This window comes from Chitinophaga sp. 01L420, from assembly GCF_056399985.1.
In genome coordinates this window covers 19012-31517 of sequence record NZ_JBFTSK010000069.1, presented here as the reverse complement: position 1 = coordinate 31517, position 12506 = coordinate 19012, and the positions used below count along the sequence as shown (strand labels likewise).

At 44.8% G+C, this 12506-nt stretch carries 7 protein-coding genes and 1 tRNA gene; 2 read left to right on the top strand and 6 right to left on the bottom strand.

All coding sequences use genetic code 11. The annotated features are described in order from the left end of the window. Together AC1DP6_RS34540 and AC1DP6_RS34535 are read right to left on the bottom strand one after the other, a co-directional pair. Window positions 1-710 (bottom strand): hypothetical protein (locus AC1DP6_RS34540; RefSeq protein ID WP_477058957.1); only part of this gene is annotated, 710 nt, incomplete at its 3' end. A 308-nt stretch (window positions 711-1018) separates the two neighbouring features. After that, window positions 1019-1092 (bottom strand) — tRNA-Asp (locus AC1DP6_RS34535). Window positions 1093-1610: 518 nt separating this feature from the next. Here AC1DP6_RS34535 and AC1DP6_RS34530 point away from each other — a divergent pair. Beyond that, the gene (locus tag AC1DP6_RS34530) at window positions 1611-2453 is read left to right on the top strand and encodes a rhomboid family intramembrane serine protease (RefSeq protein WP_477058956.1); all 843 of its coding nucleotides are present in this window, start codon (window positions 1611-1613) and stop codon (window positions 2451-2453) included. A 104-nt stretch (window positions 2454-2557) separates the two neighbouring features. Here the strand turns inward: AC1DP6_RS34530 and AC1DP6_RS34525 are convergent, their stop codons facing one another. The 4 genes from AC1DP6_RS34525 to AC1DP6_RS34510 are packed head-to-tail and all read right to left on the bottom strand — an operon-like array spanning window position 2558 to window position 9263. Then, window positions 2558-3595 carry a family 16 glycosylhydrolase gene (locus tag AC1DP6_RS34525; protein WP_477058955.1) on the bottom strand — a complete coding sequence of 346 codons (1038 nt, stop codon included), beginning with the start codon at window positions 3593-3595 and terminating at the stop codon, window positions 2558-2560. 3 nt (window positions 3596-3598) lie between these two features. After that, on the bottom strand, window positions 3599-4489 hold the full coding sequence (locus tag AC1DP6_RS34520) for a PKD domain-containing protein (protein WP_477058954.1): 891 nt from the start codon (window positions 4487-4489) through the stop codon (window positions 3599-3601). 32 nt (window positions 4490-4521) lie between these two features. Next, entirely contained in the window at window positions 4522-6021 is a 1500-nt protein-coding gene (locus AC1DP6_RS34515; RefSeq protein ID WP_477058953.1) for a RagB/SusD family nutrient uptake outer membrane protein, read from the bottom strand. Between the two features lie 23 nt (window positions 6022-6044). After that, window positions 6045-9263: a SusC/RagA family TonB-linked outer membrane protein gene (locus AC1DP6_RS34510; protein ID WP_477058952.1), complete on the bottom strand. Its 3219-nt coding sequence runs from the start codon at window positions 9261-9263 to the stop codon at window positions 6045-6047. 341 nt (window positions 9264-9604) lie between these two features. Here AC1DP6_RS34510 and AC1DP6_RS34505 point away from each other — a divergent pair, with 341 nt between their 5' ends. Then, window positions 9605-12493 carry a ligand-binding sensor domain-containing protein gene (locus AC1DP6_RS34505; protein ID WP_477058951.1) on the top strand — a complete coding sequence of 963 codons (2889 nt, stop codon included), beginning with the start codon at window positions 9605-9607 and terminating at the stop codon, window positions 12491-12493. Window positions 12494-12506 lie beyond the last annotated feature (13 nt).

Here is a 12506-nt window from a genome sequence, read left to right as displayed (position 1 = left end):
GTATAGATAAGTTTGGGAAGCAATTTCGTCCGCTTTGGGTAAGTACGTTTATGAGCATATTTGGGTGCTTGCGGGGCTGCCACCGCAATAATATCGGCGGCCATGTATTTTTTGTTGCCCGATGGGCCATCTTTGTACATTGCTCTTACCTGGAAAACTACTACCAGTGAGCCCTGTCCGGGTACATCCAGTGAAACATTTGTTTCCTGGAAAGTGGTATCCGTATCTATCATTAGCGTAACCGTTTCGCTACCCGCCACCTGGCGTGATCTAAAATCAATACGTGTTGCGATCACTTTTACTTCGAGGGCAGCAATACCTTTATACCCGTCGATGGTTTGTGCGGGAATATTTAATATTCCGTTACTCAAAAGCCGGGGAGCCACCGGAAAGAAACGATCTACTCCGGTATGCTGATTGAAGCGGAAGCCTGTCAGGGCCTCGTGATGATCGCCGGCAGCAATGAGCAGCTTGTTGAGCCGATTGATGTGGCCGCCATCACAATGGATATCCAGGTTACTGTAGAAAGCATGCCGGATAAAAGCGCCTTTCCTGCTGGCGATGCCAAAGCGCCGGGATGCGCGGCGGGTAGCAGCCGTTTGCTGCACGCTTTCGGGCATGCTGCGCAGGAAGTAGTTGCCGTTGCGCTTATACCCTATGAGAGGACCGATTTTTCCCGTAAAGGGAATGATAGACATTTGTTTTGCCATGGAAGATTATTTTGATTACTATAAATATAGCATAATTCGGGGAACGTGTTTGCCGGATAGATGGAAGATTAGCTAAAGGGAGTATAATGGGTATTATATAATATTCAAAGATAGTGTAGCAGGGATTTGAGAATGGCAAACGGGAGTGTATTGGCATTTAGCCAATATTGAAAAAAGATATTCTCCAGGAATTCAACTTGATTCGATAGTTGCCCTAATAAGATAGCATAAAATAATCGGAGAAATTTAAAGGGGAATCGACTAAAAAAGAAAAACCCGCGACTAGCGCGGGTTCCTAAAATTTCTTGCGGACAAGACGGGACTCGAACCCGCGACCTCCGCCGTGACAGGGCGGCATTCTAACCAACTGAACTACTTATCCTTAATACTGGCGGGCCTTTCAGCCGATCTGTATCCCCCGTTTGGGATTGCAAATGTAGTAACATTATTCTCAATCATCCAAATAAATTTTAATTTTTTTTAAAATTTATTTGCCAACGTCTTAATATCCCGGCAGCTAGTAACCGCAGCTGTAAAGGCGGTGGTGTTTCCATAACGATGCCTGTATACTTCTCTGTAAGGAGAATAATACACTTCATTATTGAAGTGATAGTGATGCATTGCTTTCACCACAAGCGGCCAGCATCACAGTTGCATCTTCTATACTATTTTCTTCCCCGGATCTGCCATTGCAGAACATCATTTATGCATAGCCGGTCCCGGAATATTAAGGAAAAATATTTCCTGCAAGTAAGGGCAGACAGCCCTTTTCAGCTGTTCCTATCTGCTATTTTGATCTTGTGGGATACCACATTTTAGGCGCTAAATTTTGATATATTTGAACTATTCTACATATTGCAGGGGCGTTTGAAAACTGACCCATAAAAAATCCTCCGTTCAATGAATAATACCGGATTTATCAGCCTGGGAATCATTATTGCAAATTTCTATTTTTCGTACAAAGGATTTAAAAACCGCGTATTTTTTGACAAGTATGCTTTTGTGGTAGAAAGGATAGTGTTGTTCAAAGAATACTGGCGCCTGATTACTTCCGGGTTTCTACATGTAAGCTGGAAGCATCTCCTTTTCAATATGATTTCGTTGGCGGGCTTTAGCTGGTTGCTGGAAGCAGACCTGGGCAGCCTGGGGTTCCTGATCATTTACTTTGGAAGTTTGATCGGTGGGGACTTGTTATCCTTATTCATTCATCGTAATAATGGCGACTATAGTTCTGTAGGGGCTTCCGGGGCTATTTGCGGGGTGATCTTTGCCTCTATCGCCTTGTATCCGGGGATGAGTGTAAGTTTTTTTGGGTTGTTTCCTATAGCTGGCTGGCTCTATGGCATATTGTATGTGCTGTATGCCATTTATGGTATTAAGTCGCGCAACGATAACATAGGCCATGATGCTCACTTAGGGGGCGCATTGATGGGTATGACGATTGCGCTTGTGCTGGAACCACAGGCAATGTGGGCTAACTTTGCTACCATTGTTGCCATTACCGTACCGGCAGTGTTTTTCATGTACATGATTATCACCAAACCACATGTGTTGCTGGTAGATAATTTCTTCTATAAACAGCATCACATATTCGCAGACATAGACGATAAGTACCGCTTTGATCGGGCCAGCCGGCAGCGGGAACTGGATGCCATCCTTGATAAGATCCATAAAAAAGGCATACATAGTCTGACGAAGGCAGAGAAAGAAAAATTAGAACGCTATTCTCAACAGATCAACTAGCGCGTAAAAAAAGCCACCGGCCTTTACCTCTTCCCGATCAAACAAATACCCGCATCGGTATCTGGAATAACCCTGGTTAAGGTAAAAGCCGGTGGCATGTTACATTAATTTCGGTATACCCTTACATAATCTACTTCCATAGATGCGTTGTTAAACGCCGGATCAATAGTGCCACCGAAATGACCGCCCATGGCGAAGTTCAGGATCACAAAAAAATCATGGTTGAAAGGCAGGTTACCGGAATTGGCAAAAGAATAAAACAACTGATCATCTACATAAAACCGGAGCAGCGTAGGGGACCAGTCTAGTGTATATTTATGGAAAGCAGTAGTTTCATTTTGTATCATCACATAGCCGCCATCTGCGTTGCCGCCTGCGTGGTTAGGATGATGCACCGTACCGTATATTTTATTAGGCTCGTTGCCTTTATGTTCCATAATATCTATTTCGCCACAAGCCGGCCAGCCTGCAGTGGCAATGTTACTGCCCAGCATCCAGATGGCTGGCCAGGTACCGCCGCCCACCGGTAGTTTGGCGCTCACATCTATCTTACCGTATTTGAAAGCAAATTTGTCTTTTGTCAGCATACGGGCAGATGTATAGGCGCTGCCGGAATAGTTCTCCTTAATGGCAGTGATTTTCAGGATGCCATTGGCCACACTTACGTTCTGTGAACGGTTGGTATAATACTGTGATTCCGCATTGCCCCAGCCGTTGTCGCCGATCCCGATGTCGTATCCCCATTTGGTAGGATCGGGTGCGCCATCAGTATTGAATTCATCCGACCAGATCAGTGCAGGCGAAATGGTAACCGTAATGTTGGTCGATTGACTAACTGTGAGTCCGGTGGCACTTTTAGCGGTTACTTTCACGGTGTAGCTTTGTTGTCCACTGCCGGTATAAGTATAATTAATGATGCCATTGGCTACGGTTTTATACACCCCATTTCCCAAATCATAATCATAGCTGACTGCATTTTCTGCGCTGGCAGTAAAGGCTACGGATCCACTGTTGTCCGCATTGACCACCGCATTCAGCACCAGGTTGGTGGGAGCTGTTTGTGCCGGCTGGCCTTTCTCATTTTTTCCGCAACTGGCAGTACTGATCAGTAATGCCAGCATCATTCCTGTGATATATTTCATACGCTATTGAATTGCTACGATTTTTACATACCACGCACCTGGATCCTGCAGGCAACGTAGACTCATCTGTGTATCTGTTCTTTCCAGCACCTGGTATTTATGTACGCCTTTGTACATACCCAGATGACCTTTATTGGAAAAGGTGATGTATTCTGTTTTGGTGACTTTGTCACCGTCATAGCCAAAGGTTTCCGTATAGGCGCCGGCGGTAGGTCCTGTTAAGGTATAGTCACCAGCCCCGGTGAGAGATGGATCAAAGTCTTTCAGGTACTCTTTGGAACCAAAAAGATCATTATTGGTTTCATGGGTGAATACGTTACCGGTAGCGGTAAAAGTATATACGTCATCATAAATACCGAGACCAGCTTTTTCATTAGGACCGGCAGCCCACCAGGCAGGCCAGAGAGTATTAGCATCAGAAACGCCGAAGTGCCCCGGGTTATCTTTATCTACTCTCCATTTTTTAGTGCCGTTGTTGGTCAGCATGGTCACAAAAGAGGGATCGGGTTCATACTCCCGGTACACGGAAATTTCCTGGGAGTAAGTACTGGAGCTGCCCGCTTTTCCGAAAGCCGTTATCGTTACCGTTAATTTTTTAATACCGGTATGTGAGTATTGATAGGAGAATTGGTTGACGGTAGATGTCACCGGCTTTTTTCCATCTCCAAAATCAACCCGGTAATTGATGGCCCCCGCAGCCGTAATGCTTACTGCGATATTGCCTTTGCCGTTACCATTGGGATGGGTGGCATCCTGTCCRGCAATAGCAATGGTTACATTGGGTTTGGCGGGTGGCGTGGTGTCTCCGAGTGAATATTCATCTTTTTTACAGCCGCTCATTACAACCAGGGCAGCTAATAAAAGCCGGGTGAATAGTTTTACATGTATTGTCATAATCGTGGTGTTCAGCGTTAGTGAATAAAGTATTAATACCCTGGGTTTTGTGGTAATTTAGAAACCTCTACCTCTGTTTGCGGTATAGGAAATAATTCATTTTTACCACTTTTAAAACCCACAATCACGGTAGCCGCTTTTCCTGTTCTTACCAGGTCGAAAAAGCGGTCACCTTCCATCGCCAGTTCAAGTCTGCGTTCCTTCCAGATAGCATCTGTGAGCTGTGCGCCGGTCAGGGTAATATCATGCAGATTATCATTGAAAGCACGACGACGAACTTTGTTCAGATAAGCTTGAGCTTTGGCATCATTGGGTGTGGTAGAACGGTTGTTGGCTTCTGCCGCCATCAGCAATACATCTGCGTAGCGGATGGTCCGGAAATTATTTAAGTAGTTAATTTCTATCTGACCGGAAGTTTCTCCTTTTCTGGGCAGGTATTTCTGGTTGTATAAACCGGTGTTTTTATATGGCGCCACATTGTAGGTGATACCGTATTCCGGGTGTGAAGTTTTATAGGCTTCTATATCCAGCACGGTCACCGCTTTGCGCTGGTCTCCCGCAGCATATGCATTCGCGAGATCTTGCGTAGGAAGATTGGTACTCCATCCCGGTGCATAAGGGCTGCCGCCGTTAATGCCGCGTATGCCACACTGCTGTACAGAATAGTTTCCCTGACCACGTGTAGCGGCGCCCCAGTTGTAGTAGGGCGATGTATTGGAGTATTGAATTTCGAAAATGGATTCCGGACCATTTTCACCTGACTGCAGAAAAATATCACCAAAATTAGTGACGAGCGTAAAAGGACCGGTAGCCACATTTTCCAACATCGCCGCCGCTTCATTAAACTTGTTTTCATAAAGAAATACCTTCCCCAGCAGGGCTTGCGCCGCATATTTGGTAATACGTCCCGCTTGCGGCTGCGTAGGAGGCAACGCCGCTATGGCATTGTTAAGATCAGTTTCTATTTGTTTATACACATCCGCCTTAGGTGATCTTTGCAATGTTCTGGAATCTACCAGTGTTAATCTCCGGTCAGCAAACAGTGGTACATCTCCAAAAAACTTTACCAGGGTAAAATAATAGTACGCCCGCAGGAAATAAGTTTCTCCATACAACGCATCTTTACCCGGGAAATTAATGGCAACACCACCAGGGTTTTTATCTTTAAACTGTGTCATGTAATTCACCCGGTTAATACCTTCATAAGCGGCAGACCAGATCTCCAGCAGATAACTATTATTGGTAGTAATCGTATAATCATCCATCTGTTGTAAACCCAGTACATCAGAGGCACTTTCTCCACCGCTTACTGAGTTGTCAGCCGCGATATCGCCAATTGGTACGGCCTGATTCAGCCATTGAATGGGCGAATAAGTACTCACCGCCATGGTTCTGTAATCGCTTTCGCTTTTCAAGTAATCCATATCGGTCATCTCAAAACTATCACTTGGTTTATAGTCTACCCATTTTTTGCAGGAAGTAACTGTTACGGTGAAAAGTAGTATGCTTGCTATTTTCAGTATGTTTTTCATTTGTCGTCTTTTTACGTTGAATACTACAGTTTGAAATCAATGCCTACCGACCATGTCCTGGCTTGTGGATAAGCGCCCCTGTCCACACCGGTATTCAGAATACCTCCTGCTATTTCAGGATCGAAGCCGGAATAACGGGTAAAGGTGTAGGCATTTTTTACCTGTGCATAAATATGTACCTGTTTAAAGCCGGCCCTGTTGAGCAGGTGATTGGGGAGGGTATATCCCAGCTGAATATTTTTCAGTTTTACATAAGAACCGTCTTCCACATACCTGTCTGATACCCGGGCGTTATTGTTATCATCTGTAAAAGAATAACGGGGGTGACGGGCATCATTGGTGGTACCGGGGCCCGTCCACCTGTCCAGTATATCCCGGAATTTATTTGTGTAGTTGGCGTTTCTTTCATACGCTCTGTAGATGTCATTTCCTACAGACGCATAGGCAAATACGGTGAAATCAAAGTTCTTGTAGTTAAGGCCCAGGTTCCATCCCAGCGTGAATGTTGGGAAAGGGTTACCGATATCTGTTTTATCCTTGTCGTTAATGACACCATCTCCGTTAATGTCCACAAACCGGATATCACCGGGTCTTGCACCGTTTTGTAAAGGTGCTTTGCTGATTTCTTCGGCAGATTGGAATAAACCGGCTGTTTTAAATCCGTAGTAATAACCAGGTGCTTTTCCTGTTTCAAAGGCGGTTACATTTTGTGACTGTCCGTTGAAGTAGTTGCCACCATACAATACAAAGCTATTGTCTGAGTTGGTGCCTGTTACTTCATTTTTGCTCGCGGTAAACGTCAGGTTGTTGCGGAGCGTAAACTGCTGTCCCAGTTTTTCTGTATAACCAATCGTCAGATCTACACCAGCGCTCCTGGTGGAACCAATATTTGCATCTGGTACTTTCGCTGTGCCGAGATAGGCAGAAACAATAGGTTTGAACAATAAACCTTTTACATCTTTCCGGAAATAATCTGCGTTAACCGTGAATTTATTTTGGAAGAAAACGATATCAAAGCCAATATTTGACTGTACTTGTTTTTCCCAGTTCAGTGCCGGGTTGGCGTAAGAACCAATGGTAGATCCGGGAACAAAAGTGCCACCAAAAGTATAACCGTTATTGTTACCATCATCATAATTGGGGCCGCCTACTACTACCTTAGGGAATGCAGGTCTCGTATTTTCGTTACCCAGTGTACCATAGCTTCCCCTGATTTTCAGGTAACTGATGAAGTTGGAATGGAAGAAATTTTCACTGGAGGCAATCCAGCCTAATGAACCGGAGAGGAAAGTGGCGAATTTATTATTAATACCAAAAGCGTAGGAACCATCTCTTCTCATGGTGAAAGAAGCGAGGTATTTATCCTGGTAATCGTAGTTGATCCGGCCAAAATAGGAGATGTTTTTCCTGAAGTCGGCATATTTGCTGGCCGTTTGTCCATTGGTATTGGCAGGAATATCCCCCTTTGCATTGTGTATCTGCTGTGGGATGCCATTGATGATCGTGTCACGGTAGTAAGGAATAGCGGTAGTGTTGATCCCGGTGGCCGCATTATAATCTGCAAACTCCCAGGAGTTGAAAGGTACGTCCTGCCTGGTTACCGTCATACCATTGCTGGTCCCTTTGGCAAAGGAAATTCCCAACACGGCATCGAAATGATGATCCGTTTTTATATTGAAGTGATAGTTCGCGAATGTTTCTGATGTAAAGCCGGCGGCACTGTTCTTAAATTCACTAACGCTGTTATGGGTATAACCGGCAATGAGTCCCATTTCATTGATGGTAGGTATCGCCGAGCCATCCGGCCGCATGGTGTTTTCCACATTGTTGGGACCATAGAATACCAGCGGGGTAAAGTTTTTGCCTGTTTGATCGTAGTTGGTATAACCGAAGCGACTGGTGACTTTCAGATTTTTCAGGATGTCGTATTGCACTTCTACTTTACCAAACAACTTGTTTCCATTGGAGGTATTGTAGGTGTTTTCAAGTTTGGTGAGTGGATTAAATATTTCCGATAGCAGCAGATCGCTGTAACCATACTTGCTGACGGCATTTCCCACTCCTGTATTATATACAGGTACGGTAGGGTCAAAGTTCAGGGCGCTGCCTATAATAGAATTAAAAGAGTTTTCTTGGATCCCTTTATTCCTGATATTGGTGAAACTGGTGTTAATAATTATTTTCAGTTTGGAGGTCACGTCTGCGCTGAGATTGGCGGTACCGGTGGCCCTGTTGAAATTGGATTTGCTGCCGCCGCCCACTATACCATCTTGTCCCAGGTAGGAACCGGACACAAAGTAGTTGATCCGGTCGCTGCCACCCCGGGCACTGGCGTTATAGCTCTGCAATGGTGCGCGATGATATATTTCCTTTTGCCAGTCGGTACCCGCTCCCAGTTTTGTAATATCCGGGAAGATGACGTTGCCGCCTGCAGCGGTGCTTCCTTCATTGATAATGCCGGCGTATTCGGTAGCATTTAGTACCCCGATGGTTTTCAATACTTCCTGTACGCCGTAATTGGCGCCTATGGTCAATTCCGGCCGCTGATCCTTTCTGCCGGTACGAGTGGTCACTACTATCACCCCATTGCCTCCTTTTACGCCATAGATAGCGGAAGTGGCTGCATCTTTCAATACATTCACGGATTCAATATCGGCTGGATTCAGGGCATTGAGGTCGTCTACCGTTTGAGGTACACCATCTATTACTACAATAGGATCTGTACCGCTAAAGGAAGGGATGCCCCTCACCAGTACGGTAGGCTTGGATCCTGGCGAGCCATTTTGTATCACGGTTACGCCGGAAGCTCTTCCCTGCAAGGCTTCTTCTGCTCTCACCGGCCGCAGGGCGGCAATGTCTGCTCCTTTTACAGTGGAAATAGCGCCGGATATATGTGTTATTTTCTGGGTACCATATCCTACTACCACTACTTCACCCAGTTCTTTATCTGATGGCAGCAGGCGTACAGTGATGAGATCACCTGAAACAGCGGCTGTTTGTGTGGCATAACCAATAGCGGTAATCGTCAGTTGCTTTTCTTCCGGGGTCACGGAAATTTTAAAGATACCGTTTCCATCGGCAGCAACGGCTGTCCTGGAAATTTTGGCGGCTACGGAAGCACCAGGTACCGGAGCGCCTGTTTCATCAGTGACTTTACCGGTAACCGTTTTGTTTTGTGCCCACGCAGGAGCAGTAAGCAATAACAGTACAGGAACAAAAATGCTTTGTAAGATTCGTTTCATACGTGAATTTTTTGTTGACAAATTTTCATACGGAGCCCTATACCAACATTGGTTGCTGGCAGGAACGTGAAATGCGATAAGTTTAATTTTAATCCTGGGTTGCTGTAACTGGCCAGTTTAACAGCCGTAGTAATATTTTAATCTTGAAAAAATGGTTGACTGATTTCAGTTGACTAAGTACTATTTTTATACTGTTTTGATTACGCTAAAATTACGCCTTCCACAAATGAGTACCTATTTTCTGACTACATCTATATTGCATCAGATTTAGGTAAATGATTGATTATTAATAAATTTAAACTACATCATTACTACATCAACTGACGTAATCCCTATTTTTTATGAAAAGTTTGTGGCTGTTTTTACTATTTGCTGTTGCTTCCCTGTCTGCCTCCGGACAAAACACCATCGGCCTGCCTCAGATTATCAATTACAGTAAAAGTGATTTCCAGGCAGGCACCCAAACCTGGGATATTAAGCAGGATAGCCGGGGGATGATGTACTTTGCTAACAACGAAGGTATGCTCACCTATGATGGCAGTCACTGGAAAGCATACCCGCTGCCTAACAGGACCATTGTTCGTGTACTCGCCATAGACAGTGCTGACCGTGTTTACGCCGGCGGACAGGGAGAAATCGGTTATTTCGCCCCGGGGCCCAATGGTAATCTGACCTATACTTCGCTGAGGGACAAGGTGCCTGCATCTGAAAATAAATTTGCAGACATCTGGAGAATAGAGATTTATAAGGAAGCCGTATTCTTTCAGTCTTCCGACCGGATTTTCGAGTACCGGAATAATGCCATAAAAGTATATCCCAACGAATGGCAATATCTTAAACAGGCAGGTAATAAACTCTATGCACAGGATAAGCGCAGCGGATTACTCGTATTTAAAAACCAGGAATGGATCCCGCTGAATATCGGGCAGCCATTTGATAACGTGCTGATCTCCGGTATTGTAGCAATAGGAACAGATAGTTTGCTGATCAACACACAGATGAATGGCATGCTGCTGCTCCGTCATGACTCCATTATAAAAAAGTATCCCCCTTTTCTCACCGGCAGCAATGTGAATTGCGCTGCCCGGATCAATGCCACAGAGCTGGTTGCCGGCACTTCTTCAGAGGGTTGCGTGGTGCTCAACTTCAACGGTCAGATCGTTCAAAAGATTTCCCGCACTGAAGGATTACAGAATAATGATGTGATCAGCGTGTTCCTGGATAAGAATAAAAATCTTTGGGCAGGATTAAATAATGGCATCAGTTTCATTGCTTACAATGCGGCCATTAAATATATAGCACCCAGCAAGAGCAATGAACTATCTGGCTACTCCACCCGCATTTTTAATAACGAATTATATATCGCTACTTCTGATGGCGCCTGGTATGTGCCTTTGCCTGTTGCCACTGGTGACCTCAGCTTCGCGAAAGGTGATTTTACCCGCGTAAAAAACAGTAAGGCGGAAGTGTGGCGGATGGATGAAGTGAATAATCAGATCCTGCTGGGGCAACATGTGGGCAGTGCGGTGCTGCAGGATCATAGCAGTGTGTCCTTGTCTGGTGCAGCAGGTACCTGGTTGTTTAAGCCTGTTACGGCAGTTTTCCCTGCTAATAATATATTGGTAGGTACTTATACCGGTATCAGGATGCTGGAGTACAATGGAAGCAGGTTTGATGATAAAGGAAAGCTGGCAGGAGTAGATGAATCCCTGCGGTTCCTGGAAATAGATAACGACAACAACATCTGGGCTTCACATCCCTATCGCGGTATTTATAAATTGAAGGTGTCCGCAGATGGTAAAAGTATTTCTTCACAGTTATTTACCGACAGTGCGGGCTTGCCTTCTGCACTGAGCAACTACGTATTTAAAATAAAGAACCGGGTAGTTTTTGCTACCGGCAAAGGGGTATATGAGTTTGATCCGGCTACCAACCGGTTTATTCCATCGGCATTTCTGGCGCCGGTGTTGGGCAATATGGAAATACGCTATATGAATGAAGATGCCGATGGCAACATCTGGATTTGCAGCGGAAAATCAATAGGCGTAATAAATTTCCATCAGCGTTCGGGCGACAAGCCTTTTACGATTACCTGGATACCGGAATTGAATGGCAAAATATTATTGGGCTTCGAAAATATCTATCCTTTTAATAAAGAGAATATTTTCATTGGATCGGAGAAAGGGACCATCCACCTGAACTTTGAAAAATACAGTACCAATAAGCAGGAGGTAAGCGTATTACTGGGGCAGGTAAAAGCTTTTGGCAAATCAGACAGCATCATTTTTGGAGGCTATTTCCACCAGCGAACCCCATCGGGTTATCTGCAGCAGGAACAGGAAATTGTTTCCCTGCCCAAGAGCTATAACTCTTTTCATTTCGAATACAGTTCCCCGGCATATGGCCTGCAAAATACCATTGAATATAGTTATCAGCTGGAAGGATATGATAACCGCTGGTCTGCCTGGTCGCAAAAATCAGAGAAAGACTATACCAACCTGCCGGATGGAAAATATATCTTCAAAATAAAGGCGCACGATAACCTTGGTCATGAATCAGAAATTGTGACCTACAGCTTTGTGGTGAAACCGGCCTGGTATAAAACCGTTTGGGCTTACCTGTTTTATGTGGTCCTTTTTGTGGCCCTGCTTTATTTGCTTAACCGCTGGCAGGACAGAACCCTGCGTATGCAGCAACGGCGGTTTGATGAAGAGCAACAACAACTCAAATACATTCATCAGCTGGAGCTGGAGAAAAATGAGAAGGAAATCATCAAACTACAAAATGAAAAGCTGGCCAACGAAATACATTTCAAAAATAATGCGCTGGCCGATGCATCCATGCACCTGGTAGAAAGAGGGGATGCACTGGCGAAATTGAAAGATATACTGGGAGGGATATATAAGAAGAACGGCAATAACCCGGAAATAAAAAACGCATTATTGCTATTGAATGATGTAGAGAAAAATAATGATAACTGGGATCAGTTTGCCGCTCATTTTGATGCGATCAATAATGATTTCTTAAAGAACCTGAAAGGTAAGTTCCCGGCTTTAACCAATACTGATCTGAAGTTATGCGCCTATCTGCAATTGAAACTATCCTCCAAGGAAATTGCCCAGTTAATGGCGATCTCCGTGCGCGGTGTGGAAATTAAACGGTATCGTTTAAGGAAGAAGTTAAACCTGCCTACAGAGCAGTCCATGACCGATTTTCTAAACGAGATATAAAACGTATGTCAGG

Excerpts from the sequence above, each read along its gene's own strand:
- AC1DP6_RS34530 (WP_477058956.1), top strand. The coding sequence starts at position 1,611 with ATGAATAATACCGGATTTATCAGCCTGGGAATCATTATTGCAAATTTC.
- AC1DP6_RS34525 (WP_477058955.1), bottom strand. The coding sequence starts at position 3,595 with ATGAAATATATCACAGGAATGATGCTGGCATTACTGATCAGTACTGCC.
- AC1DP6_RS34515 (WP_477058953.1), bottom strand. The coding sequence starts at position 6,021 with ATGAAAAACATACTGAAAATAGCAAGCATACTACTTTTCACCGTAACA.
- AC1DP6_RS34510 (WP_477058952.1), bottom strand. The coding sequence starts at position 9,263 with ATGAAACGAATCTTACAAAGCATTTTTGTTCCTGTACTGTTATTGCTT.
- AC1DP6_RS34505 (WP_477058951.1), top strand. The coding sequence starts at position 9,605 with ATGAAAAGTTTGTGGCTGTTTTTACTATTTGCTGTTGCTTCCCTGTCT.